The 24,779-nt window shown below is 68.0% G+C and carries 23 protein-coding genes; 7 read left to right on the plus strand and 16 right to left on the minus strand.

The window, feature by feature from the left end; all coding sequences use genetic code 11:
* Positions 1–2: 2 nt before the first annotated feature.
* The 13 genes from IE231_RS08960 to IE231_RS09020 all read right to left on the minus strand — a co-directional run bounded on the left by IE231_RS08960 (position 3) and on the right by IE231_RS09020 (position 12,254).
* Complete coding sequence (locus IE231_RS08960) at positions 3–806, minus strand: 2-keto-4-pentenoate hydratase (RefSeq protein WP_189693619.1); 804 nt, start codon at positions 804–806, stop codon at positions 3–5.
* On the minus strand, positions 803–1,702 hold the full coding sequence (locus IE231_RS08965) for an alpha/beta fold hydrolase (protein ID WP_189693620.1): 900 nt from the start codon (positions 1,700–1,702) through the stop codon (positions 803–805). Before IE231_RS08965 ends, IE231_RS08960 begins: the two co-directional genes overlap by 4 nt.
* On the minus strand, positions 1,699–2,640 hold the full coding sequence (locus tag IE231_RS08970; protein WP_189693621.1) for a 3-carboxyethylcatechol 2,3-dioxygenase: 942 nt from the start codon (positions 2,638–2,640) through the stop codon (positions 1,699–1,701). Before IE231_RS08970 ends, IE231_RS08965 begins: the two co-directional genes overlap by 4 nt.
* Positions 2,641–2,739: 99 nt before the next feature.
* Positions 2,740–4,110 carry an MFS transporter gene (locus IE231_RS08975; protein WP_189693622.1) on the minus strand — a complete coding sequence of 457 codons (1,371 nt, stop codon included), beginning with the start codon at positions 4,108–4,110 and terminating at the stop codon, positions 2,740–2,742.
* A gap of 290 nt (positions 4,111–4,400) precedes the next feature.
* Positions 4,401–4,961 (minus strand): HtaA domain-containing protein, encoded by a 561-nt coding sequence (locus IE231_RS08980; RefSeq protein ID WP_189693623.1) that lies wholly within the window; start codon positions 4,959–4,961, stop codon positions 4,401–4,403.
* Positions 4,954–6,198, minus strand: coding sequence for an acyl-CoA dehydrogenase family protein (locus IE231_RS08985; protein WP_189693624.1), 1,245 nt, complete (start codon positions 6,196–6,198; stop codon positions 4,954–4,956). The genes IE231_RS08980 and IE231_RS08985 overlap by 8 nt, the downstream gene beginning before the upstream one ends.
* Before the next feature lie 128 nt (positions 6,199–6,326).
* Complete coding sequence (locus tag IE231_RS08990) at positions 6,327–7,169, minus strand: class III extradiol dioxygenase family protein (RefSeq protein ID WP_189693625.1); 843 nt, start codon at positions 7,167–7,169, stop codon at positions 6,327–6,329.
* Positions 7,162–7,533, minus strand: a complete 372-nt coding sequence (gene ligA / locus IE231_RS08995; RefSeq protein ID WP_189693626.1) for a protocatechuate 4,5-dioxygenase subunit alpha — start codon at positions 7,531–7,533, stop codon at positions 7,162–7,164. The genes IE231_RS08990 and ligA overlap by 8 nt, the downstream gene beginning before the upstream one ends.
* Complete coding sequence (locus IE231_RS09000) at positions 7,533–7,904, minus strand: hypothetical protein (RefSeq protein WP_189693627.1); 372 nt, start codon at positions 7,902–7,904, stop codon at positions 7,533–7,535. The genes ligA and IE231_RS09000 overlap by 1 nt, the downstream gene beginning before the upstream one ends.
* The gene (locus IE231_RS09005; RefSeq protein WP_189693628.1) at positions 7,891–9,243 is read right to left on the minus strand and encodes a Rieske 2Fe-2S domain-containing protein; all 1,353 of its coding nucleotides are present in this window, start codon (positions 9,241–9,243) and stop codon (positions 7,891–7,893) included. Before IE231_RS09005 ends, IE231_RS09000 begins: the two co-directional genes overlap by 14 nt.
* On the minus strand, positions 9,240–10,226 hold the full coding sequence (locus tag IE231_RS09010) for a fumarylacetoacetate hydrolase family protein (RefSeq protein WP_189693629.1): 987 nt from the start codon (positions 10,224–10,226) through the stop codon (positions 9,240–9,242). Before IE231_RS09010 ends, IE231_RS09005 begins: the two co-directional genes overlap by 4 nt.
* Positions 10,223–11,440, minus strand: a complete 1,218-nt coding sequence (locus IE231_RS09015; protein ID WP_236663542.1) for a VOC family protein — start codon at positions 11,438–11,440, stop codon at positions 10,223–10,225. Before IE231_RS09015 ends, IE231_RS09010 begins: the two co-directional genes overlap by 4 nt.
* A 127-nt stretch (positions 11,441–11,567) precedes the next feature.
* Positions 11,568–12,254 (minus strand): RraA family protein, encoded by a 687-nt coding sequence (locus IE231_RS09020; RefSeq protein WP_189693631.1) that lies wholly within the window; start codon positions 12,252–12,254, stop codon positions 11,568–11,570.
* A 216-nt stretch (positions 12,255–12,470) separates the two neighbouring features.
* On the opposite strand from IE231_RS09020, the gene IE231_RS09025 reads away from it, so the two are divergent.
* From IE231_RS09025 to IE231_RS09045, 5 genes are read left to right on the plus strand one after another with little or no spacing between them, the layout of a single operon-like run.
* The gene (locus tag IE231_RS09025) at positions 12,471–13,094 is read left to right on the plus strand and encodes an RraA family protein (protein ID WP_189693632.1); all 624 of its coding nucleotides are present in this window, start codon (positions 12,471–12,473) and stop codon (positions 13,092–13,094) included.
* Entirely contained in the window at positions 13,091–13,741 is a 651-nt protein-coding gene (locus IE231_RS09030) for an RraA family protein (RefSeq protein ID WP_189693633.1), read from the plus strand. The genes IE231_RS09025 and IE231_RS09030 overlap by 4 nt, the downstream gene beginning before the upstream one ends.
* A gap of 2 nt (positions 13,742–13,743) precedes the next feature.
* Positions 13,744–14,724 carry a PDR/VanB family oxidoreductase gene (locus IE231_RS09035; protein WP_201896965.1) on the plus strand — a complete coding sequence of 327 codons (981 nt, stop codon included), beginning with the start codon at positions 13,744–13,746 and terminating at the stop codon, positions 14,722–14,724.
* Positions 14,725–14,747: 23 nt separating this feature from the next.
* A complete protein-coding gene (locus IE231_RS09040) occupies positions 14,748–15,791 on the plus strand; it encodes an amidohydrolase family protein (RefSeq protein ID WP_189693635.1) in 1,044 nt (347 codons plus the stop codon).
* A complete protein-coding gene (locus IE231_RS09045; RefSeq protein WP_189693636.1) occupies positions 15,788–17,371 on the plus strand; it encodes an FAD-dependent oxidoreductase in 1,584 nt (527 codons plus the stop codon). The genes IE231_RS09040 and IE231_RS09045 overlap by 4 nt, the downstream gene beginning before the upstream one ends.
* A gap of 74 nt (positions 17,372–17,445) precedes the next feature.
* Here IE231_RS09045 and IE231_RS09050 read toward each other — a convergent pair whose 3' ends face one another.
* Positions 17,446–18,882: an MmgE/PrpD family protein gene (locus tag IE231_RS09050; RefSeq protein ID WP_189693637.1), complete on the minus strand. Its 1,437-nt coding sequence runs from the start codon at positions 18,880–18,882 to the stop codon at positions 17,446–17,448.
* A 543-nt stretch (positions 18,883–19,425) separates the two neighbouring features.
* Here IE231_RS09050 and IE231_RS09055 point away from each other — a divergent pair.
* Positions 19,426–20,670, plus strand: a complete 1,245-nt coding sequence (locus tag IE231_RS09055; protein WP_189693638.1) for a cytochrome P450 — start codon at positions 19,426–19,428, stop codon at positions 20,668–20,670.
* Positions 20,671–20,819: 149 nt separating this feature from the next.
* Entirely contained in the window at positions 20,820–21,866 is a 1,047-nt protein-coding gene (locus tag IE231_RS09060; protein WP_189693639.1) for an ABC transporter substrate-binding protein, read from the plus strand.
* 56 nt (positions 21,867–21,922) lie between these two features.
* Here the strand turns inward: IE231_RS09060 and IE231_RS09065 are convergent, their stop codons facing one another.
* A complete protein-coding gene (locus tag IE231_RS09065) occupies positions 21,923–23,299 on the minus strand; it encodes an MmgE/PrpD family protein (RefSeq protein WP_189693640.1) in 1,377 nt (458 codons plus the stop codon).
* 301 nt (positions 23,300–23,600) lie between these two features.
* A complete protein-coding gene (locus tag IE231_RS09070) occupies positions 23,601–24,773 on the minus strand; it encodes an ABC transporter ATP-binding protein (RefSeq protein WP_189693641.1) in 1,173 nt (390 codons plus the stop codon).
* Between the last annotated feature and the right edge of the window lie 6 nt (positions 24,774–24,779).

The raw sequence follows: 24,779 nt of genomic DNA on the forward strand, positions 1-24,779 counted from the left end.
CCTTAGCTGTTCGAGTCGAGGGTCGCGGTCACGCGGCCCAGTCCTGTGATGGTGGCGATGCACTCGACGTCGGCTGGCCACGGCTCGATGTAGCCGATCGAGCCGGAGAGCAGCAGCTCGCCGGCGCGCAGAGGCTGGCCGATCCGCAGTGCGGTCTCGGCGAGCCACTTGACCGCGTTGATCGGATCGCCGAGCACGTTGCTGCCGATCCCGCGGGTGATCTCGAGGCCCTCGGCGGTGGTGATGACCATCTCCGCAGCGGTCAGGTCGACCTCACCGTAGGCGTGTCGCTCCTCGCCGAGCACCAGCCCCCCGCACCCGGCGTTGTCGGCGATGGTGTCCACGATCGCGCCGACGTTGCCGGGGAAGCGGAAGTCGACGATCTCGAACGCCGGGGTGATGTAGTCGATCGATTCCCTGATGGCCTCGAGCCGGGGGTCGAGGATGTCCTCCTTCAAGGCGAATGCGACTTCGGCCTCGATGCGCAGGAAGTTGAAGCGCGACTGGGCCAGTCTGGCGCCCGAGGGGAACACCATGTCGTCGTGGATGATCCCGTAGTCCGGCTCGAAGACGCCGACGCGCTGCTGGACGAGCGGGTTGGTGAGCCCGACCTTGCGGCCTGCGCGCTTCACGCCGAGTTCGGCCTCGCGACGGGCGGCGACGATCTCGGAGATACGGTAGGCGGACTCGAGGTCGTGGTCGGGCAGGCGGGGGCTGACGTGGTCGATCGTGTACGTCCCGCGGCGGGCGAGGTAGATCTCGTCGGCGATCTCCTCGATGGTCTGCTCGCTCGCTGTGCTCGTCACCCTTTCCTCCTCAGGAAGTCGAGCGTGTGCTCGTTGAAGGCATCGGAGCCCTCCCACTGCGGCCAGTGGGCGGCGTCGGTCACGAGCAGGTACTCGCCATCGGGGATGGCCGCCGCCAGCTGCTCGCCGACCTCCGGGCCGCCCGTCGGCTCGTGGTCCGTCCAGACCAGCAGCGCCGGCACCGGAATCGCCGCGTAGTCCTCGACGGTGACACGGTTGCGCCAGCGCGTTTCGGGTTGGCGCAGCACGGAGATGTGGCGCATGGATTCCTCGAACCCCGGCTGCGAGTAGATGGCCTGGCGGACCTTCACCAGCTCGTCGGTGATCTTCTCCGGGTCGTGGATGACGACCTGGAGTCGCTTCCTGACGTTGTCGTAGCTGGGGTCGGCGACTGCCTGTGCGCTCACCGACTGGGCCCGGTCGACCCGCTGCTCGCCCACGACCCGGCCACCGGGAGCGCTCAGGACGATGGTGCGCAGGCGCTCGGGATGATGGGCGGCGAACTTGATCGCGATCCAGCCGCCGAGGGATTCTCCGATGAGGTGGACCTGGTCGAGGCCGAGGGCGTCGAGCAGTGCCAGCAGGTGTGCCTCGTACTCGGGGATCTCGAGATCGTGGTCGCTCAGGGTCGTGAAGCCGTGCCCGGGGTAGTCGTAGCCGATGACGTGGTAGTGGGCTGCGAGGGCGCGGATGTTCTGCGTGAAGGCCTCGATGTGTCCGCTCGTGCCGTTGAGCAGCACGATCGTCTGCTCGCCGTGGCCGACGTGCAGCACACGGGTGCGCCACGCTCCGACCTGGACGTATTCCAGCCGGTGGGGAAGATCCGCCACGGCCTCCCAGAAGGTGACCGGCTCAGGGGCCCGGTCTGGGACGGGGGCGTAGGCCGGGGCGCTCATGGAGCCACCGTGATCGCGGCCTGGATGCCGAAGCCGGCGCCCCAGGTCTTCACCGGCCAGTAGTGGTCGACGGCGACCTGGTACGTCCCGGCGGTGGAGAGCGCGGCATAGGCTGCGATCCAGCTCCGCATCTCATGCGCGGCCGATCCACCCTCGGCCAAGAACCAGTCGTTCGCCCAGCCGTCCACTTGGCTCAGGTCCCCAGAGCGGAACGTGTCCAGGAGCAGCTGGTCCCACTCCTCGTTCAGGGGATCGCTCGGGGCATGGCCGTCGGCGATCGCCTGAATCCCGTTGACGATATTCCGCTCGCGTTCCAGTCGCTCCTGGCGGGTGGGGGCGTACGCGATCAGACGCTCCTGCATGGTCCCGGGAGCCCCCTCCCATCGGGGGATCGGCGGGTTGTGCGAAATGCCCCCCGAGGCGACGAAGAGCACCCGCTTGTCGAGCGCCTGAGCCGCCTTGCCGAAGGCCTCGCCCATCTCACGGACGCGGCGCATCGGGGTCAGCGGCATGCCGAGCGAGTTCACGAAAACCGGGACGATCGGCTGGGCGAAGTCCTTGCCGAACACGAAGTCGAGCGGCTGGACGACACCGTGGTCGACCTTCATGCGCTCCGAGCGGCCGATCTCGATCCCCTGCTCGAGCACGTGGGCGTGCAGGGCGCGGGCAGCGGCGCTGTCCACCGGGAGTGGGCCCTCGGTGGTGTTGTAGTCGCCGACGCCCTCAGCTTGGGCGCCCACCGCCCACGGCGTGATGAGCGAGTAGAGCTGGCCATTGAAGTGGTCTGGGCCGAAGACGACGACGACCTCGGGATCGTAGGCCTTCACGAAGGCCCTGACCTCGTCGATTGCAGACTCGATCTCGGCGAAGGTGCCGCCACCGGGGTCGACGTTTCCGAAGGACGGAGCGTGGGACAGTGCTGCCACCGCTAGTGTCATGGCATTTCCTTTCAAGAACTAAGTCTCTAGAATCTAGGTTCTAGAAATGGAGACCTTCCCTTCCGGGCGCCCTGGAACAGGACGCCCGGAAGGGAAGTGTCACTTGGTCGGTGAAGTGAGTGGCTCGCTTGCCGCGCCGGCGCCCTCCGACGCCGTCATCCGCTTTCGCTGCGCGGACTCCAGCGCGCTGAGGCCGACGATGGTCAGTGCCGAGACGACCAGCGGCAGCGCGAAGACCACGAACACGGTCGGCACCGGCATGTGGGCGTCGAACGCGGCGCCGGCGAGGATCGGCGAGGCGATGCCGCCGGCGCGGCCAGCTCCGGCGACGATGCCATAGCCGGTGGCCCTGGCCAGAGTCGGGTACAGCTTGGGGATGATCTGGTAGAAGCCCGTCACGCCGGCGCTGAAGAAGAAGGAGGCCGCGAAGAGCTCGATCAGCGAAGCCGGCAGGTTGGTCTCGATGAAGCCGAACAGCGCGAGGCCGGCGGCGCCGACGATGAGGAAAGCGGGGGTGAGGATGCGCGGGTTCACACGGGTTGAGATGAAGCCGAACACCAAGGCCCCGATGATTCCGCCGAGGCCCAGCGACAGTGTGGTCGGAGCTGCGAGCGCCGGGTTCTTCGTCGCAGCGGCGAGGGTGTTCGGAGCCCAGCTGTTGGCAAAGTAGAACACGAGGAGGAAGGAAATGTAGCCGATGATCATGAGCAGCGTCTGGCCGACCAGCTGCTTCGAGAAGACGGTGCGCAGGGCGCTGCTGCCCTCGCGTGCCGGCAGCTGATTCTCGGGCAGCCCGGGCAGGGGATCGTGGCCCATTCGGGCGAGTGTGCTGTTGAGGCGCTCGAGCGAGCCGGGCTTCCGCCGCGCGGCGAGCCAGGCGATCGACTCGGGGAAGAGCGCGACGGCGAGCACGATGGCGATGACGGACAGCGCGACGCCGACCCAGAACGCGAACCGCCAGCCCTGGACCGGCAGGAGCGGTCCGATGATGACGGCGCCCAGCACGGCTCCGATGTTGATGGCGGCGGAGTAGACCGCCATGACCACTGGGTATACGCGCCGGTTCGAGTACTCGGCGGCGATGACGCCGACGACTGAGATGAGTGCACCGACACCGAGGCCGGTCACGATCCGCGCCCACATCATGCCTGCCATATCGGTCGCGAAAGGCGAGGCGAGCATCCCGACGGCGACGATGACGGTCCCCACGATCGCGATGCGCCGCCGGCCGACCTTGTCGGCAATGGGTGCGACGATGACCGAGCCGACGACCATGCCGATGAGAGCGCCCGAGAGCACCACGCCGATCATGCTGGCCGAGGAAGTGAACTCCTTGGTGACGTAGGGGGCGACGAAGGCCATCATGGCCGCGTCGTAACCCTCGAGGACCGTCAGCACGATGGCGGTGACGACGGCGAGGATTTGGAACCGGCTCATCTTTGAACCGGCAATCAATTCAGTGACCTTCATGGGTGCCTCTCTGCACAAGCCCGCTCGTTCGACGCGGCGTGCTCAGTGCCGCCTCTTCGCGGCCGCGCTACAGCCATACGCTAATGCGGCGTCTCGGAGCGATTGGTTCTGGGACTGCGGTGTTATTGATGGCCAGACTGCCTACGTTCGTTCTAGAATCGGCATTCTGGATTGATGCGACGGTATAACGTGGGTCACACGGACGTCAAGGGTCTCGAGACGCTGCGGTGCGGGGGCGGATCCGGGATCGGTGCGGCGAGCATCGCAGCTCGCCCCTTCCGGCTACCGGATCAGCGCCCGATTGGAAGTCTCAGCCATAGCGGATCCATTCCTGTACCGGGTCGGTAGTGCGACCCGAAGAACCGGGCACCGGCCTCGTCAAGCGCGACGGGCGCCGCATCCCAGACGAGAGTGCCTTCAGTGAGGCTCGGCTCGGGCAGTGCCACGGCGCCGAGCGGGAACAAGGACCCGTCAGACTGCTCGGTGTACAGCGTGGCGCCATCGCCCACAACATGTACGCGGAGGTTGCGCAGCGGCACCTCCAGCAGTCCGCCATGTCCGAGGAACCTGGCCCCACCGCCGAAGCACAGCCATTGCCCGCCGTTGCCCTCGTACGTGCCGAGGAATCGAAAGCGGATGAGCCCTTCCGGGCTCATGACAGCGCCTTCCGTCAGGTCGATGGACCCGTCGGAGAGCGAGCGGATGTACGTGACGAAGCTGGCCCGCACGCCCCAGATGAGGCCGACCGGAGCCTCGGGGGAAGCTGCACGATGATCGAGCGGCTCCCCGTTCTCTCCCCGGTCGCTCACCTGCGCGGCGTTGAAGGCAGGAAGATGTTGTCCCTCAGGCACGGACGGCGGGTCCCGTCCCGGTGCCTGCCACGGCGTTGACCCCTGTCACGGCGCGCCCGTAGGCAACCGATGCAAGGTCCCAGGTGAACGCCACGTGTGATGCGGCAGTGTTGACATCACGCCACCATCGCTGCAGCGGTGCGGAAAGGTACACGCCGCTGCCCCCGGCCGACTCATAGAGCTCGTTGACCGCCGCGCGCAGCTGCTGCGCCGCGAACGCCAGATTCCTGCTGCGCTGCGCCCGGTCGAGCGGGCTGAATACGGTCCCCTCGGGTGCGCTGTCCGCGACCCGGGCATCGTTCAACAGCAAGCTGCTCATCGCATCGAGCTGTGCCGCGGCATTCGCCAGACGCACCAGCGCCGGACCGTTCGATGCCTGCTGGAGTGAAGAGAGCGAAGCGAGACGTCGCGACGTTGCTGCGATGAACTCCGCCAGTGCACCCCGGGCTGCGCCCACGACGGCGCCGACAAGCGAGAGGGGCCAGACGGAGTCGTAGGCCAGGCGGTACAGTCCGCCGGGGTGCAGCTCCGAGCCCGGCGCGCGGCCGCTGCCGAGGTCGGCGAAGCGGACGGCACGATGTTCCGGGATGAAGGCGTCCTTGATGACGATCGACTTGCTGCCGGTGCCCTTCAGGCCGACCGAGTGCCAGTCGTCGATGATCTCCAGCTCGGAGGCCGGGACGAGCATGTACCACTGCTCACTTGTTCCGTCATCCTCGGTGACGGTGCCGCCGAGCAGGACCCACTGCGAGTGGTCGATGCCGCTGCAGAAGCGTCCGCTGCCGCCGCGCCAGCGGAAGCCGCCCTCGACGCGCTCCGGCGGCTGGCCACCGAATCGGATGAGCGACGCGATGCGAGCCCGCGCGTCGGCAAACACCTCGGCCTGCGCCTCCTCCGAGAACAGGGCGACGAGCCAGGTGTGTCCGGCGAGCACGCCGTAGACCCAGCCGGTCGAGGCGCACGCGCTCGCGATTGCCGTCTGCACCTCGAGGAGCGTCGCGAAGCCGAGCTCCGATCCGCCCCAGAGGCGCGGGGTGACTATGCCGAACAGGCCGGCGTCGGTCAGCTCCCGTATCGTCTCCTCGGGGACCATGCGGTCGCGTTCGGTTTGCTCGGCCCGCGCGGCGATGCCCTCGCGCAGCCTCTCCACGGCCGCCAGGGCCTCTTCGCGACTGGCCAGGATCGGCGGGGCCGCCTCGTCGACGGCGGCGTCGACCGTGTCAATGTTGCCGCTCATGATCAGCGTCTCTCCTCATCGAGTGTGCTGGCCCGCACCGGTGAGTGGGGCCACTGCGCCGGCGGATCGGCCGCCGCGCGGGTGTACAGGTGTCGTCGGGGCGCTCGGATGCGAGCATGGGATGCCGTTCACCGGTTCGTCATCGCCACCACTCCCGCTCCCGTGCTGGAGACCGGCACGTGGTAACCGCTGAGCACCGCGTCGACGTCGGTGTTCATGATCCCGCGCATGACAAGCCACATCACGAGCTCCGCCCCTTCGGAGCCGGCGAGGCTGATGTAGTCGGCGTTGGACAGGTCGGCGAGCTCCTCGGGGGCGGTCACGATCCTGTCAAGGAAGCTCCGGTCGAATTCCTCGTTGATGTGACCTGCGCGCGCGCCCTGGAGCTGGTGCGACATGCCGCCCGTGCCGATGACGGCAATCCGCACGTCCTCCGGGTAGCTGCGCAGCGCGCGTCCGATGGCCTGGCCGAGCTGGAAGCAGCGGCGGGCGGACGGGGTTGGCTGCTGCACCACGTTGACCGCGATGGGGACGACCTTTACGGCAGAGGCCTCGGCACCGAACAGCACGCCCATTGGAATCCGGAACCCGTGGTCGACCGCCATCTGCTGCGCGACGGCGAGGTCGAAGCCCTCAGGTACGACCGAGTCGATGATGTGCCACGACAGGTCCGCGTCGCCGGGGAACGGCGGCAGCGATGCGTCCACGCCGTTGCCCTCGTCGGCCGGCGGATACTCCTCGGCCGCTCCGACGACGAAGGCCGGCACGAGGCCCAGGGACATCTCCGCGCCGTGATCGTTGTAGATCAGGACGGCGACGTCGGCCTGCTGCTCGCGCATCCAGTCGCCCGCGTCGAAGAACGCCTGGACGCCCGGTCCCCGCTCCGCCGGCGTCCGCGGCTTCTGCGCGGCGAGGAATGGCGCGAGGGCCGGGACATGAGAGATGCCGATCCCGGCGACGATGTCAGCCACGGGGATTCCTCCCGCCGTCCTTCATCATGGTTGTGTACTCCTCCACGGTCTGGCCGGTCATGGCGGCGACCACCTCGGGCACGTGCTTCCCGTCCCCGACGGCGATCTTCACGACGAAATAGATGTTGCCGCCGAGCTCGACCATGCGAGCCCAGTCGCGACGCCGCACGGCATCGCGCTGTGCTTCGGTGAGCCGGAAGCGCTCCATGAAAGCCTCCTCGTCGGCGCGGAACGCCGCACGCTCCGCTTCGTCGTTGAGGGCCGCCGACATCAGGTTCAGTGCGAGCCCCTGCCGGGAGCGCCGCCCGTCGAACACGTAGGTCCCGGGGATGTCGGAGAAGGTGATGCGGTCGGTCTCGCCCATCAGCAACCCAGCCCCGCTCCGTCGACGGCAGCGATCGGCTCGTCCAGCCTGGGGATCCACTCGGTGCGCTTGGCGCGCTCCAGCAGCTCCTCCGCGCTGAGGTCGTGCACAACGTCGCGGTGACGCGGGCGCGGCACCGGCTTACCGGCGGCGACCCGGTCGACCAGGTACTCCGTCAGGTAGCGCTCGAGCTCGACGATCGCGTCCCACGCCTTCGGGGCGGTCACGGAACAGCCGTCCAGCTCGGGGCAGCTGGCCCTGCGGACCCAGATTCCCTCCGAGTCCGGCAGCGCCTCGACGTATGTGATGTACGGCGTGGTGATGAGCTGCCGCAGCGTGATCTCGTTGGAGACTGCCTCAGGCCTTGACACCGGGAACATCCTCGTCTTCGAGCACAGGCATGACCGACGCCCACTCGACCTCGCGCGACCACTCCTCTTCCGCGTCCATCGCGCGGCGCGCGCCGACGTCGAACGGGACGTCCTTCTCCACGAGCAGCGCGGGAGATCGCATGTAGAAGATGTCGCCGTCCATGTGCGCGTCGACCTCGCCGCCGTCCTCGAGGTGCTTCGCGAGACGCATCATCACACGGCGTGCGCGAATGATTCCCATGTCGCTCGTGCCGAGCTGCTCGGTGCTGCGGTCGGAGATCGCCCCCATGCTTGCGGCGACCGCGTAGTCCTGCTCCACGATTCCGCGGATGCCGGAGTACGTGCCCGAGCGCTGCAGCTGACGGTCGATGAGGAAGTCGTTCTCCATGTTCCGCACGGGCTTCGACGTCCCCTTGATGAGCTCCGGATGGATGGTCCCGGTCTCGAAGTCGTACTTCTCACCCTCAGTCAGCGGACGTTGCGGGATGTAGTCGATGCGGTAGAACTGGTGGTCCGTGTCGCCCATGGGGACACGGAAGTTGCACCGCTGCGTGCCGCCGACCTCCCCTGGGATCATCGAGACGGACGGGACGATCCACTGCGTGATACGCCAGTAGTAGTGGTCTCGGCCGCCGTCTCGACGAGCACCGATGGTGAGCCCGTGCGGCGCCTCGATGACGAAGAACTTCGGCGCCTTGTCACGCGCCCACAGGTAGCGCAGCGCCTTGTTCGAGTCGAAGAACTTGCTCGACACCTCGAGGTCGGTCTTGCCGACCTGGCCGTGCAGGAACGCGGTGTGGCTCGAGTCGATGTCGCCCTCGACGGACTGGAGGTAGTTGGTCTCCAGCGTCACCTTGGTGATGTGGCGGTGGCTCTCCGGGACCTGCGCCCACTCGAACTTCGGCAGCTCGGGCATCTGCTCCGGATCGCCGAGGTATGCCCAGATGATGCCGCCCATCTCCTCGGTCGGGTAGACGACCGTCTTGACCTTCGTGTGGAAGTCGCTGGACGCCGGCTCGTTCGGCATGTCGACGCACTGGCCTGTGAGGTCGAACTTCCAGCCGTGGTAGATGCAGCGGATGCCCTGCTCCTCGTTGCGGCCGAAGAAGAGGCTCGCACCGCGGTGGGGGCATCGCTCCTGGATGAGGGCAGGGGTGCCGTCGGTTGCGCGCACCGCGACGAGGTTTTCGCCGAGGAGCTTCACGCGCACGGGTGCTGAGTCGGGAGCCGGGATCTCCTTCGACAGCAGGGCAGGCTGCCAGTAGCGCCGGAACAGGTTGCCCATCGGGGTTCCCGGGCCGGTCTGCGCGAGGAACTCGGTGTCGTCTTTGGTCATCATGGCTTCATTCCCTTCTGCTGCGCGCCTCCGTGGGCGGAGGCGACACCATCAAGCGATTCATCGTGGCGGTGGCGGACGGTGTTGCGGATACGCCCGAGCCCCTCGATCTCCGCGACGATGACTTCGCCGTCCTGGAGGAAGCGCCCCTTGGGGTTGCCGACACCGGACGGGGTGCCGGTGGCGATGAGGTCGCCGGGGCGGAGCGTCATCGAACGCGAGAGGTAGGAAATCTGCTCGGCGATGTCGTAGTACATCCACTTCGTCGACGAGTCCTGCATCAGCTCGTCACCGACCCAGAGCTTCAGTCGGAGGTCCATCGGGTCAGCGACGGCATCCGCCGGAGTCAGCCACGGACCCATCGGGAGCCCGGTGTCGAAGCTCTTGGATGTGAGAGTGTCCGCTCCGAAGGGCTTGAACACATCCATGCGGGCCAGGTCGCGCGCCGACAGCTCGTTGAGCACGACGTACCCGGCGATGTGGCTCTCCACGTCGTCCGGGGCGATGGCGGAACCGGCCTTGCCGATCACCACGCCCAGCTCGATCTCCCAGTCGAGCGCGTCGGACAACACGGGCGGGAACACGTCGGTGTCGGGGTCGGCCACCGACTGAGGGGCTTTGAGGAACATGTACGGACCGAAGGTCGACTCCTTGGGGACGATCCTCTTTGCACTCATCTCGGCGACGTGGTCGGCATAGTTCGACGTGGCGCAGAAGATCGCTCCCGGCCGCGGGACCGGCGCGTGCAGCCTCACGGCGTCGAGGGCCAGCGCATCCCCCGGGACGGCATCCGCCATGGCATCGAGCCGCGCCCGCATGGCATCCCAGTCGTCGATTACGTCCATGGGGGATGCCGCGTCAATCTCGGTTCCGTGTCCGATGTCGATGACGCGGTCGCCGACGAGGAGTCCGGGCCTGGGGGCCCCGCCGTCAATGGAGTAGTTGAGCAGTCGCCAGGCTACGGCATTCTCCACGTTGCCGGTCATGACCACGGCCCCATGAAGACCTCGCCGTCGAAAAGTGTGCCGCTGTCCTCGATCGTCTCGGGCCAGGTTGCCGGGTCGCTCGTGATCGCGGCGGCACGTCCGGCGCTGCGCTCACCGGCCCATCCGACCTGCTCCATGCCGAAGTACAGCTGGATGAGGTGACCGTCCGGGTCCTTGATGTGCGCCGCGTAGGCGATCCCGGGGAACAGCTCGCCGGGCAGCTCGACGAATTCGATGCCCTTGGCCTTGAGCCAGTCGACGGCGTCGCGGAGCTGACGGTAGCTGGCGACCTTCATGCCGAAGCTCATCAGGGTGGTGTCCTCGCGCAGCCCGAGCACCTCGCGAAGGCCGATGTCGTACACCGCCATGCTGTGGTGCTCGGCGTTGACGCGGAGGAACACGGCGCGGTGGCCCCGGTAGTCGATCTCCTCGGTGACCGTCATGCCCATGACGTCGCGGTAATACGCGACCATCGCGGCGACGTCCGGCGTGAACAGGCGGACAGGCCCGATCCCGGTGACTCGGAACGGACGCTGCAGGTAGACGCCGTCGACGACGAACGTCTCGTCGTACGCGTCGATCGAGCGGTGGCCGGCGCTGATGTCGATGCCCGCGGCGATCGCGTCGTCGACCTCCTGCTGCTCCGACTTCTGCGGCAGCTCGGGGACGACGTGGAAGCCGCGCTCGCGCATCGGTCCCGGCTTTGACTGACCGCTCCAGCCGACCTGCTCGATGCCGTAGTAGAGCTCGTTGACGTGCCAGTCGCTGTCGAACAGGTAGACGTGCCAGTTCGACCCCGGCATGTCACGGCCGGCTCGGATGATCTCCTGCTTGTTCTCCTTGAACCAGGTGTGACCGTCGACGACCTCCTGGAGGCTGCCGACCTGCCAGGTGATCTGGTTGGTCGTGATGCCAGCAGGAGTGGCAGCGCTGCCGCCCATCTGGTCGCGCACGCGCTTCGGGAAGATGACGAGCGAGTGGTGGTCGCTGCCGTAGCGGAGGAAGTAGCCCGTTCCTCCCGGACCCTCGGCAATGTGCTTCTTCTCGGGCGGCAGGATCTTCGCGAACGGAAGCTCGTCGGAGAGCTTGAAGCCGAGTAGTCGAGTATAGAAGTTATACGCTTCTTCAATGTTGTAACAGTTCACTCCGAAGTGACCTAGACGGCGGATCCGAAACGGCCGATCCAGGAGTACACCCCCGACGTCATACTTCATGCCACGCACCAACTCTCTTGAAAGATTCCCAGCATCCGCCCATTCCCATCGGCCTCATGCGCGGAAGCACGAGTTGTGAGCAGCGCTGTCTCATGCGACCGATAGTAGCGCATAACTTCACCACTTCTCAATCAATTTTCGTCAACGTCGCAGCCTGCGTCGCGAGTACCTGAGCGGGGGTCGGGAGGTGGTAGATCCCGAGCGTCGTCTCACCGGCCCGCAGCCGCGCGAAGTACTCTGCTTCCGTTGCCTCGCGCTTTTCCCCGAGCGCGACGACGTCGTCCGCCTGCGCGTCCGGGATGACAACGACACCGTCCGCGTCCCCGACCACAAGGTCGCCGGGCTCGATCTGCACGTCGCCGATCGTGATCGGGACCCCGAGGGAGCCAGCCTTGCGCGGATCCTTGATCGTGCCTCGGATGCAGCGACGGTCCGCGAACACCGGGAAGCCGAGGGTGATCATCTGCTGCGCGTCCCGCACGCCGCCGTCGATGACGAGGCCGCCGAGGCCGCGCGCCACCGCGGCGACGGCCATGACCTCGCCGAAGTAGCCGAATTCGCGCGCGCCGCCCGTGGACACCACGAGGACGTCGCCGGGGGCAGCCGCGACGATGGCGTGGTGCAGCCACAGGTTGTCGCCTGGCGGCACGGCAACGGGGAACGCCCGGCCCGCTACCGGGAGGGTCAGGGACATCGCCTGGATGCCCGAGGGCAGCGATCCGATCCGTCCGGCCGCCTCATGCAGCGTCGCCGCCCCAAGGGCGCCCGCCCGCGCCGTTCGTCCTGCGTGCCCTGCGGAATTGTCGATGCTCATGGCCACTGATCCTTCCGGCGCGGACTCCCGGCCCCGCCTCCTTGCAAACTCTCTGAAGACTCGGCTACAGTAGCGCATAAATTCATCTCTGTGTATCGCTGCTCACAGCGAAATGCGGCGAGGTTTGCCCTTGTTTTCACACGTCAAAGGAGCGGTGTGATGGTTGATGAATCACATGAATGGACTGCACAACTGCGTGAGCTAGATACCTGTGTCGTGTCGGATGCGCTGGACGCTCTGGGCCTGCCGGGCGCGGTGTCCGACCTCATTCGACTGAGCGGTGACGCCCCCGTCGTCGGGCGCGCCGTCACGGTCGACCTCGTCAGTGCAGAGCAGGGCCCAGCGGCCCCGAGCACACGGCATCTCGCGACCGCGGCGGTCGCGACGTCCGGACCAGAGGAGGTCATCGTCGTCGCGCACCCTGGCCTTCCATGCGCCGGCTGGGGCGGTCTGCTCACGAAGGCAGCCTCGCTGCGCGGCATTGCCGGCACGCTCGTCGACGGTCCCGTACGCGACGTCGACGAAAGCCGTGCGCTCGGCTACTCGATCCTCGGCCGCAGCGCGACGCCAGTCACCGCCCGCGGTCGCCTCGTCGAAGACAGCTGGAGCGAGACGATCACGTTCGCCGGCGTCCGGGTGGCCACGGGCGACCTTGTCCGCGCCGACGGCAGCGGCATCGTCTTTATCCCCTTCGATCGCGCCGCCGAGGTCATCGAGCGGGCCCGCCAGTTCGCCGCGCGCGAGTCGGCCATGTCGGCCGCTCTCGACCAGGGCGAGGTCATCACAGCCGTCATGGGGGCGTCCTACGAGGAGCTCGCCGGAAGGGTGGCCCACTCGTGACCACCACCCTCGTCGAGCGCCTTGGTGCGCTGGAGACACCTTGCGTCAGCGACGCCCTCGACCGCCTCGGCATCGACGGCCAGTGCGCGGGCATCATGCCCCTCGACAACAACTTCCGTCTCGTCGGCCCCGCCTTCACCGTCAGGTACGTCTACGCGGACGAGCGCGGTCGCAGCGTCGGCGACTTCATCGACGACATCCCGACCGGCACGGTCGCCGTAATCGACAACCTCGGCCGTCTGGATGCCACCGTCTGGGGCGATCTGATGACGACGATCGCGTCCCAGCGCGGCCTCGGCGGCACGGTCATCGACGGCGTCTGCCGTGACCTCGATCGCGCACTGGAAATGGACTACCCGCTGTTCACCCGCGCGCATTGGATGCGCACGGGCAAGGACCGCGTCCGCCTCGACGCGCTCGAGGTGCCTGTCACGATCGGCGGCATCGGCGTCAACCCGGGCGATCTGCTGCTCGGCGACATCAACGGAGTTGTCGTGATCCCGGCCGACCGCGCGGAGGAGGTCATAGAGACCTCCGAAATGATCCGCGACGTGGAGGACGAGATTCGCGCCGACATCCTCGCAGGCTCCTCGCTGCGCGACGCGCGCGCCCGCGCCGGTTACCACCAGCTCCAGACCAGGAGATGACAGTGGACAACACCACACCCCTTTCCCTGCTCGTCCGCGAGACCCGTTACGAAGCCGACGGCGTCGTGTCGGTCTGCTTCGTCGACCCCACCGGCGCCGACCTGCCCAAGTGGAAGGCTGGCGCCCACCTGGAGATCACGCTCCCATCGGGACTGGTCCGCCAGTACTCACTGTGGAGCAATCCGGATGACCCGCAGCACTACCGCGTGGGCGTGCTGCGCGAAGACCGCGGACGCGGCGGTTCCAAGGAGATCCACGACACCGGACTCGTCGGCCGCACCTTGACCGTCAACGGCCCGCGCAACCGGTTCGAGCTGGTCGACGCCCCGCGGTACATCTTCATCGCCGGCGGCATCGGTGTCACGCCGCTCGTGCCGATGCTGTCGCGGGTCGCGCGCAGCGACGCCAACCCGGAGTGGTCGTTCCACTACGGCGGCCGGTCCCGTCGGTCGATGGCCTTCACCGGCGTCCTCGAGCGCCTCGCCCAGTCGGGCCGTGGAGGCACGGTGAACTTCGTGGCCGAGGACAGCGATGGCATCCTCGATCTACGGGGCATCCTGTCCGCCGCGGACGGGGAGACCGCGATCTACTGCTGTGGTCCGGGCGGACTCATCACCGCCGTTGAGAAGCTCTGCGAGGAGCTGGGCCTTCCCGGCCTGCATGTCGAGCGCTTCGGCGCCGCGCCCGTCGACGAGTCGGTCGCCTCGGCGGAGAACACCACGTTCGAGGTCGAGCTGTCCACGACGGGCACCACCGTGTCCGTCGGTCCCGACGAGAGCATCCTCGAGTGCGTCCGCTCGATCGTCCCCGGGGTCCCCGCTTCGTGCGAGGAGGGCTTCTGCGGCACCTGCGAGGTCCGCATCCTCGCCGGACAGGCCGAGCACCGCGACCAGATCCTCACCCAGGCCGAGCAGGACGCCAACGAGACGATGTTCATTTGCGTATCCCGCGCGAAGTCGCCACGCCTCGTCCTCGACCTCTGACACCCACCTATGGAGACATCCCTGTGATCATCGACATCCACGGCCACGTCAGCTCGCCCGCCGAGCTGTACGCGTACCGATCGATCCTCACCGCCGGCCGTGGAGCGCACGGGCGAGCAGGCATCAAGCTCAAGACGGAGGCCGTGCTGCGCGCCGCCGAGCGCCACGTCGGGCTGCTTGACCGCGTCGGCACCGACGTCCAGTTCATCTCGCCGCGTCCGTTCCAGCTCATGCACGCAGAGAGCCCAGCCAAGATCGTGGACTGGTGGACCCGCGCCACCAACGACGCAGTCGCCGCCCAGGTGGAGGCGTTCCCGGAGCGGTTTCGCGGCGTCGCGGCGCTGCCACAGGCCGTGGGCACCGAGCCGGAGGCATGGCTCGACGAGCTGGAGCGCGCCGTCCTCGAGCTCGGCTTCATCGGCGTACTGATCAACCCGGACCCGGCGGAAGGCCAGGAGCTCGGCATCCCGCGTGTCGGCCACGAGTGGTGGTACCCGCTGTTCGCCAAGCTCGAGGAGCTGGGCGTGCCCGCGCTCATCCACGCGGCCGGCTGCCGGTCGGACCGCGAGAACTACAGCGAGCACATGATCACCGAGGCGAGCCGCACGGCCATCTCGCTCGCGAACTCGCGGGTGTTCGAGCACTTCCCGAACCTGTCGCTCATCGTCTCGCACGGCGGCGGGTCGGTCCCATACCAGGTCGGCCGCTGGCGCGCCGCCCGGTATCTGGAGTACACGCAGGTCGAGGCGTACGACAACAAGGACGGCGAGGCACCCCCCGAAATCGAGTCGTTCGACGACAGCCTGCGCCGCCTGTACTTCGACTCGCTCGTGCACGACCGCAAAGCCCTCGCGCTGCTCGTGCAGACCGTTGGCGCCGACCGCGTCATGCTCGGCACCGAGGTGCCGGGTAGCGGCTCGCCCATCGACCCGCTGACGGGCAACCAGTACGACGACCTCACGCGATCGATCCAGAGCTACGACTGGCTCGACGAGGCAGACCGCGCGCTGATCCTGGAGGGGACCGCACGACGCCTCTACACGCGTCTGCCGAGGAGCGGGCGATGACGGATGATCGGGCCGCCCGGCGGGAGCCCCCGCTGCACGGAGTCCCCGGGCGCTGGGACGACGAGGCCGACCTCCTGATCCTCGGCTACGGCGGTGCGGGCGCGTCCTGCGCGGCTGTCGCGGCGGAGACCGGAGCGGACGTGCTCGTGCTGGAGAAGGGCGCGATCGGCGGCGGCAACTCCGCCTGCATCGCTGGCTCGCTCATCCTGCACTCGGACGACGACGAGCGCGCACTGGAGTACCTCGACTGGCTGTGCGGCGGACAGACGGAGGCGGAGGTGCTGCAGGCCTTCATCGACGGCCTCGCCGGCATCCCTGAGTTCCAGTCGCACCTCGGCTTCCCGATGAAGGAGGACCCGAAGCCGTACCGCGCCGACGGGTTCTACCCGGAGTGGCCGGGCGCCCCTGGCGCCGGCGGCATCCTCGGCCACAGCGTGATCACGGCCCCGGGCGGCGACGCCCTGTGGACCGCGATCTCCCGGCTCGCGGAGAACCGCGGCGCTCGGGTGCGGCTGGAGACGCCGGCCGAGCGGCTCGTCCAGGATCCCGACACCGGGGAGATCCTCGGCGCGATCGCCCGGACGGCGGACGGCCGTCGCATCGCCGTGCGCGGCCGCAAGGCGACGGTGCTCGCTACGGGAGGCTTCGAGTTCAACGACGAGATGCGGCGGCAGTACCTTAGCCACGCTCCCGTGAAGTTCCTCGGTTCGCCCCTGCTCACAGGCGACGGGATTGCCATGGCGCAGCGCGCCGGCGCGAAGCTGTGGCACATGAGCTCTGTCTCGGGCCCTCTCTACTGGGGCGTCGAGGTCGAGGCCGGTCGCGTCTACGTGACCTACGAGTTCATGCGCGCCGCCCGCTTCGGCTATTCCTCCCCCGTCTTCACGGAGGCCGGAAGCCTGATCTGGGTGGACAAGAACGGCAAGAGGTTCCACAACGAGACGGTCGAGATCGGCACGCTCCGGCACGGCTACGCGAACCGTGAGGAGTGGTTCCAGATCGACCCGGACACGGCGGAGTTCACACACATCCCGGCGTTCCAGATCTTCGACGAGAAGGTCTTTCGTGCCGGTCCCGCGATGACGACGCTCAACTCGCGTACGCCGCTGTGGAGCGCCGACAACATCGCCGAGCTCGAGAACGGCTGGATCATCAAAGCCGACACCATCGAGGAACTCGCCGAGAAGTGCACCTTCGCGGCGGACCCCGGCGCCTACCGCGGCGGTCACATTGACCCCGAGACCTTGGCGCAGACGATCCGCGACTACAACGCGGCATGCGCGGCGGGCCTCGATGAGGAGTTCGGCCGGAAGGACTTCCTCACGCCGCTGGACTCCGGTCCCTTCTACGCGGTCGGTCCGATGGTCCCGACGTTCATCAACACGCACGGCGGCCCGAAGCACGACGCCGAGCAGCGCGTGCTGGACACGAACGAGCAGCCCATCGGGCGGCTCTACGCGATCGGTGAGTGCGGCTCGATGTGGGGTCCGTACTACAACTCGATGGGCGACGTGACGGAGTTCATGATCTCCGGCGCCAACGCCGCCCGCAGCGCACTCGCCCTCGAACCGCAGGGCTGAACAGTAACCACGAAGGCCGTGCCCCGAACGGGGGCACGGCCTTCGTCGTCTGTCGGCTCAAGCGACGGCGAGAGTCATCGCGTGCCCGAGAAAAGCCGCGAGTGATCCGCGGGGCGATAGTCGTCCCGCGGCACGAGCTGCTCGGCGAGAAGACCGACGTCCGGCAGTGCGTCGAGGTTCGCCACCATCTCGATGATGCGGTCGGCGCGCGCCTCGCCCAGGACGTCGCCGGCCAGGGCGCGGAACTTCTGGACGACGTGGTCCTCGTCCACGGGGAAGCGCGACGAGCCGCGCGGATGGCTGACGTACGCGGCGTGCACGTCCCCGTTCACGAGGGCGATGTCCACCTCGCACGGGCCGTCACCGTCGAGGCGCGCCTCCGGGGCCAGGCGCTCGCAGACCACCTTGTCGGCGACCTCCAGGATGCGCGGGTCATCGAGGCGCGCCTCGATGTAGTCGCGGAAGCCGTTCGCCCCCGCCACGAGCCGGAGCCCGATGCCGAACGCCACGCTGAACTGCGACGAGATGACGTCCTGCGGCCGTCGGATGAGGCCGACCGCGTCGAACTCCCGCGGATTCTGGCGGACCGCGATCCGGGCGATCTGCTCGGGCCGGATGTCGTTCGCCGAGACGAGGTCCGAGACGGCGTCGAGCACGGAGTGCTGTCCACCGCAGCAGCAGTGGAGCTTGATCCCCGTGCTCGCGCCCAGGAAGTCCTGGCCGAGACCGGCGGTGATGAGATCCGGCGCCGGGGTGTCGGTCACTGCTCGAAGGAGTCCGCGCTCGCCCTCGATCGCCCGGACGGGCGCCGTCACTCCGGCACGCGCGAGTCCTACGGATTCGAGACCCATCTGCGCGCCGTACGCTCCGTGGAGGCGCTTCTCCGTGCCCCCGGAGACAGCGAATTCAGAGACGCCGCCGGCGCGACTCGCGCAGATCGCGAGGGCATGCGTCGTGACGTCGACGTCGAGCCCCTCCAACACCGCCGCGGCCGCGGCCGCACCGAACGGTCCGGTGACCGAGGTCGAGTGGTAGCCACGGTCGGTCATGCCCACGCCGCCAAGCGCCACGCGGATCATGATCTCGTACCCCGCGGCGACCGCCGTCAGGAACTCCCGACCTGATGCCGAGAGCTGCTGTCCGAGCGCCAGTGCCGACGAGACGACGACGGTGCCGGGGTGGCTCGTGGACGCCATGTCCGTGTCGTCCATCTCGAAGCCGTGCGTGAACGCCGCGTTCGCGAAGGCGGCCAGCTCCGGCGCGACCTTCGCGCCGTAGAACGCCACCGTCGAGGGGCCCGCCGTGTCCCGCGCGCGCACATACGCCCAGATGTCCCGGGACCACGGGAGAGTGGCGAAGGCGAGCTGACACCCGAACGTGTCCAGAACGTGCAGCCGCATGCGGGCCAGGACCGCGGCGGGCGGCGGCTGATCCCCCAACCCGACAACGAACTCCGCGATCCGCCGACTCACCGCACCTGCCGCCTCATTCGTCCGCACTTCGTTGCCCATCGGGATCCTTCCGGCCGATCGAACCCGCCGACGAGCAGGGCGACGAGCACGGCGGGATCCACCGCACGCCGATCGACCGGAGCGCCGGCGGGCATGCTGATGCAAGCCGGACCGCCACGCCTCATTGGGCGATGAGTCGGCGACTTCAAGGGAACTTGTTCGCTTCTTACACGTACCGTAGCGAGTCTCTTGTGTTTGCGCCAGTGCTCGCTGCGCACGCCGTCGGCGTCACTCGTCGAGTCCGGTTGCGCGCGCACCAGGGCGGAGAGGTGCGCCGCCATGATCTCCCGCGTGGTCCCGAAAACCGTGACAGAGCGCGGGATTCATTTACGGCACTCGCCAGCGGACAGGTGGGCCGTCAGTGACGTTGTGCCCCGCTGCGGCATTATCCGAAATCAAACCTTTCCCATTGGCAACTCGCGGTGCTATATTCCGGAAAGCAACGCATAAATGCGCTAGTTAAATTTCACAATGATGTGATAGCCGAGAACCGCCTCGCCGACACCCGGTGACGGCGGGGCGGCCGGGAAGGAAGACTGCACGTTGACAGCACATGACTACACGAGCCGACTGACCACCGTGGATGAATCCGACTTCGATCCGATGACGCCGGAATTCATCTCGCGTCCCGTCGAAGCGCTCGACGATCTCCGCGCAACCCGCCCGGTCGCCCACTCGACCAACTGGGGTGGATTCTGGGCGCTGCTGAATCGCGACGACGTGGTCGCCGCGGGCCGGAACCACGGCCAGTTCCGCAACTTCCCGCGGCACGTCGTCCCGGGCAACCTGACGAGCAACACCCGCCCCCTCATGCACGTCGACCAACCGGAGCACACGGTCTATCGCACGCCCATCCAGGAGGTGCTCAACTCGGAAGCACTCCGCGCGGAGGTCGTCGATGTCGTCCGGGCCCGCGCCCGCACCCTCGTCGCGGAACTGGTCGCGAACGGCTCGGGCGACCTCTGCCGTGGCTACGCCCAGCCCCTGATGGGGGAGGCCATCGTCTCCGTCTTCCACATCGAGGACGTGACGGGGGACGAGTTCGACGACGTCGTCCACGAGTACACGACGTCGGGCCAGAGCGCCGCCGTCGTCGGCCGTGACGAGGACCGCGACAAGATGTTCGCCTACAACCGCTGGATGGAGGATGTCGCGCAGCGACTCCTCGACGATCGCCGGCTCGCGCCCCGTGACCCGGCGACCGATCTGGCGACCGCCCTGGTGGCACTGGAGGCGGACGGACGCGCGCCCGACGAGGCGAAGCTCATCGGTGCGCTGCGCCAGCCGTTCGTCATCGTGTGGCTCGCGACCTCGCACGCGCTCGCCAACATGTTCCTCCGGCTCCTCACCGACCGGGGCCTCCAGCGTCGCCTGCGGGAGGAGCCTGATCTGATCGCCGCGTCGGTCGACGAGTTTCTGCGCATGGACCAGCCTCAGCTGGGCTTCGCGCGGACGGCGAGCGAGGAGATCGAGATCGGCGGCCGCACGATAGAGGCCGGCGCTCCGGTCGCCCTTGTCTTCCCCGCGGCCAACCGCGACCCGAAGTACTTCGACGACCCGCACACCTTCCGCATCGGTCGCTCGCCGAATCCCCACCTGGCCTTCGGCGTGGGGATCCACTCCTGCCCGGGGCACAAGATCGCCAAGGCGATCGTGGAGGTGGCGCTCACCGAGCTCATCACCGGCACGGGCGACCTCGACCTGAGCGTGGACCGCGCGGACCTTCCGCTCGAGCACTGGCCGTTCCACGCTCCGCTGGCTCTGCCCACCGAGGTCGGCGCGCCCTAGAGGGCGTCTGCGGCACTCTGCTCCCAACGCCGCCGTCCGCCGCGCTCGTCCCGCAACGGCCTGTCCGTCCGCGGGCATCCGAGTGCGTCCGAAATCCTGTCCATGCAGGGTAGACGTCGACCCTGCCTTCACCCAGACGAAGAGGTCTCATGAAGTACGCACGCTCGGCATCCATCATGTTGCTCGCGGTCGCATTGGCCGTCACCGGCTGTTCGGCGTCACCTGCCGCCCCCACGGCCGCTCATACGGCCGCCGCCACGCCCGAAGACCTCGTTGCCGCAGCGCAGAAGGAGGGCTCCGTCCGGGTGTACTCCTCGCTGTCGGAAGGCGACCAGAAGAAGCTCGCCGCAGGATTCCAGGAGAAGTACGGCATTTCGGTCGAATCCCTGCGTCTCGGCGGGACGACCCTGCCGACCCGGTTCGAGTCGGAGACGGCGGCGGGAAGTCCGTCGGGTGACGTCCTGCTCTCCACCACGCTCGACTTCCTCCTCAAGGCGACCGACGAGGGTGCACTCGTCCCCTTCACGGACAGCGGCGTCCCCGCGATGCTGAGCGGCCTCCCCCCAACCGCCGAGCTCAACCAGTACGCCGGCATCCCTATGTTCCAAGTGCTCTCGACGGGGTTCATCTACAACACCGGCATGGTGTCGCCGGCCGACATCCCGACCTCCTGGCAGGACCTCGTCGCCTCCCCGCTCGCGGGCAAGACCTGCGCCGTGTCCCCGGACACGTCCGAGTCCCTGATGGTCTTCATGGCATCGCTGCGGAACGCCGGAGGGGACGGCGTGCTGTCCAAGCTCGGCTCGAAGATCGCGCGGTGGTACCCCAGCGTCATCCCCATGAACGAGGCGGTCGCCTCCGGGGAGTGCGCTCTCGGCCTCAACAGCGCGGAGTTCTTCGCCCACGCGATGAAGGCCAAGGGCGCGGCGGTCGAGTTCGCCGCGGCCCCAACCGCTGTCTACCCGGTCGTCGGCGTCGCGGTCGCCGGCGCGGCGCAGCACCCGAACGCCGCGCGCCTCTTCATGCTCTACAGCCTTTCGTCCGAGGGTGGCGCCACGGTCAACGACGTGTCGATCGGATCGTATGGGGCGATGGACGCCGCGAAGTACCCCGCCGGGTTCTCGGTGCTCAGCCCCGCCGACCAGAAGGCAGCGCTGGGGGAGTCCGCGGACATCATGAAGCTGCTCGGCCTCTGAGCCGGACCGACGAAGGCCGTGCCCTGAACCAGGGCACGGCCTTCGTCGTTGTCGGGTCAGTCGACGAGCAGGTCGACGAGCGTCGTCACATCGTCAACCCCCACGAGTTCGTCTACCACGCGACGCACCTGCTCGGCTCGCTCGTCGCCGAGCACGGGCGCGGCAAGCGTCGTGTACTTCTCGTCCAGCTCGGTCTTGGTCAGCTGGTTGTCGCCGCGGCCGCGGGCGTGGTCGAGCACCGCGGTTCGCTCTTCTCCGCCGGCCAGTCGGACACGGACGTCGGACGTGAACCGCCGCGCGAAACCGTACTCCTCGTTCGCTGTCACAGTGACCTTGTCCATGACCTTGACGAACTCCGGGTCCGCGAGGCGGCCAGGGATCGTGCCTTCGGCGGTGTCCCCGATCGCGACGACGCTGCCGCAGCGCAGGGCGCTCGCGATGAGGTAGCGCAGGTTGAACTTCGCTGCCGTGCTCGTCGTGATCCCGTCTGCCGGCCCGCCGACGGTCTGCGCGCCGAACGGGAACAGTCCCACGTCAATCCGCTCGATGCGGTCCATGTCCGTCACGTCCCGCGTCAGATCCAGCACGCTGTCGAGCGCGGAGTGGGAGAACCCACAGGCCGCGTGGCGCTTGCGATCGGGCCGCTGCAGCTCCCACCGCGTGCCGAGGTCGCGGGTGAACTCATCCGCATTCCACACCTCCGCCGCGCCCGGGAGCCATCCGCCCTGTGGGCTGAAGAACGAATCGGGCGCCGCGGTGAGACCGTGCGCCGCGTACGTCGCCGCGGTGTAGCCGCACGCGCTGGGCCAACCGCTGAACAGCATGGGCTTGAGCTCGCTGCCGCGCATCACCGTCACGTCCAGAGCGGAGGCGATGAGGTTGAAGGACACGTTTGCGGTGTCGAGCATCGTCTGCGGGTCCGCGCCCATGAGACGCGCGGCCGTGAACGCGCTGCCGAACGTGTTGAGTGGCGACGTCATCCCCACCGGGAACTCGCTGGCCGGCCTCTTCGCGTCGTAGTACACGTCGTGCAGACGGCGGGCCGTCTCGGCGCCGACGACGACGGCGACGAGCACATCGGCACCGTTCACCCCGTGGTGCTCGCCGTAGGCAAGGGCCAGTGGGATATTGGCCTCGTTCGCGTGCACGGACACGTTGTCGGCAAGTTCGGTGAGGCTCGAGGTGAACGCATTGATCCGTGCCGCCGCGGGGACGGAGAAGCGATCGCCGCGCACCAGCACGCGCGCCTGGCGGGAGTCGTCCATCGTCCGCTCCGCCGCGATGAGACGGGTGACGGCGTCGTCGCGCGACGCCGCGACGGTGACGCCCAGCAGGTCGAGGACACACCACGCGGCCTGCGTGAGGACTTCGTCCGGGATATCGTCGATGGTGAGCGTCGCCGCCCATTCCGCGAGATCGCGGAGCTGCGTCATAGTCACAGTTCTTCCTCCTCACGACGCCGCGGGCGCTGCCCCGGGGTGGGGCTGCCGCTAGCGTCTCGTCAGCGGTTCCGCGCCAGTTCAGGCGCTGCTCGGGGACTGGTCATCTGCTGGATGGCCTCGGCCGCCGCGCGATATCAGCACGAGCGGCACCGCGATCAGCGTGGATGCCGCGACGACGCGTCGGCGGTGTCCCGGCACGAGCGCCGGAACACCGCCTTTCTTCCCGTGGACGGCGGTCAGCGGGGCCTGGAGGCCGCCCACCGCCCGCCCTCGGAGGCCGTCGCGCGGGGAGTCAGCCCTGCGGGAAGGCGAACACGTGGCGCGGGGCTACCTGAACCCAGACATCGGTGTCCAGCGGGGCGTCGAAGTCGACCTCCACGCGGGCTTGGTAGATATTGTGGTCGTGCGTCAGCACCGCCTCGGCGTGCGTGCCGGCGTGCATGATCTTGCGCAGGCACATCCGCCACGTGTTCTCGCCGACCGGACGCTCGGTGTGGATGCGCACGTGCTGCGGACGGAACATGACGTCGACCGCCTGTCCGGGCTCGACGTCATCCGACGGTCGTGCGCTCACGGTGCCGAACGCGCTCTCCAAGGTCACCGCGGTTGGCGTGGCCGACGTCACGGTGCCCGGGAGCGAGTTGCTCGATCCCACGAAGGCCGCCACGTAGCTGCTCGAGGGGTTCTGGTAGATGTCCTGAGGGGCGCCGACTTGCGCGATGCGTCCGCCGTCGAGCACAACGATGCGGTCCGCGAGCTCCATCGCGTCCTCCTGGTCATGCGTCACGTAGACCGCGGCGAAACCGTATTTGCCCTGGAGGCTCGCGAGTTCGACGCGCAGATCTTTGCGGACCTTCGCGTCGACGTTCGAGAGCGGTTCGTCGAACAGCACGAGGGCGTTGCCGTCGACGAGCGCGCGGGCGAGCGCGACGCGCTGCTGCTGGCCACCGCTGATGTGGTGCGGGTACTGCGTGAGCAGGTCGGCGATGCCGACGACTCGCGCGATCTCCTCGACCGCGGTCGCCGTCTCCGCCTTGGAGATGCCACGGCGCCGGCTCTTGAGCGGGAAGGCGATGTTGTCGAACACGGTCATGTTCGGCCACAGCGCGTACGACTGGAACACCATGCTTATGCCGCGGCGACGCGTCGGAATGTCGATGCCCAGTTCGGCGCTGAACATGGGCTGGCCGTTGATCTCGATGGTGCCCTCGCTGGCGCTCTCGAGACCGCCGATGCAGCGCAGCAGCGTCGTCTTGCCGCAGCCGGACGGACCCAGCAGGACGATGAACTCGCCGGGCGCGATCGACAACGAGATGTCGTCGACGGCAGTGACGATCTGGCCGTTCGCACGGGTGAACTGCTTGCGCAGGCCCTGGATGGCCAGCAGGGGCTGGTCAGGGGCGGCGGCGGACCAGCCGGCGGTCGTGGTCGTCATCGGCGTCTTGGTGATCGGTTCAGTGGTCATGGCAGC

Origin of the sequence: Sinomonas cellulolyticus (assembly GCF_014656475.1) — a bacterium.
Lineage (GTDB): Bacteria > Actinomycetota > Actinomycetes > Actinomycetales > Micrococcaceae > Sinomonas > Sinomonas cellulolyticus.

Coding starts and splice junctions, on each gene's coding strand:
- IE231_RS08965 (WP_189693620.1), bottom strand. CDS start 1,702: ATGAGCGCCCCGGCCTACGCCCCCGTCCCAGACCGGGCCCCTGAGCCG.
- IE231_RS08970 (WP_189693621.1), bottom strand. CDS start 2,640: ATGACACTAGCGGTGGCAGCACTGTCCCACGCTCCGTCCTTCGGAAAC.
- IE231_RS08975 (WP_189693622.1), bottom strand. CDS start 4,110: ATGAAGGTCACTGAATTGATTGCCGGTTCAAAGATGAGCCGGTTCCAA.
- IE231_RS08985 (WP_189693624.1), bottom strand. CDS start 6,198: ATGAGCGGCAACATTGACACGGTCGACGCCGCCGTCGACGAGGCGGCC.
- ligA (WP_189693626.1), bottom strand. CDS start 7,533: ATGGGCGAGACCGACCGCATCACCTTCTCCGACATCCCCGGGACCTAC.
- IE231_RS09005 (WP_189693628.1), bottom strand. CDS start 9,243: ATGATGACCAAAGACGACACCGAGTTCCTCGCGCAGACCGGCCCGGGA.
- IE231_RS09010 (WP_189693629.1), bottom strand. CDS start 10,226: ATGACCGGCAACGTGGAGAATGCCGTAGCCTGGCGACTGCTCAACTAC.
- IE231_RS09015 (WP_236663542.1), bottom strand. CDS start 11,440: ATGAAGTATGACGTCGGGGGTGTACTCCTGGATCGGCCGTTTCGGATC.
- IE231_RS09020 (WP_189693631.1), bottom strand. CDS start 12,254: ATGAGCATCGACAATTCCGCAGGGCACGCAGGACGAACGGCGCGGGCG.
- IE231_RS09045 (WP_189693636.1), top strand. CDS start 15,788: ATGACGGATGATCGGGCCGCCCGGCGGGAGCCCCCGCTGCACGGAGTC.
- IE231_RS09050 (WP_189693637.1), bottom strand. CDS start 18,882: ATGGGCAACGAAGTGCGGACGAATGAGGCGGCAGGTGCGGTGAGTCGG.
- IE231_RS09060 (WP_189693639.1), top strand. CDS start 20,820: ATGAAGTACGCACGCTCGGCATCCATCATGTTGCTCGCGGTCGCATTG.
- IE231_RS09065 (WP_189693640.1), bottom strand. CDS start 23,299: ATGACGCAGCTCCGCGATCTCGCGGAATGGGCGGCGACGCTCACCATC.
- IE231_RS09070 (WP_189693641.1), bottom strand. CDS start 24,773: ATGACCACTGAACCGATCACCAAGACGCCGATGACGACCACGACCGCC.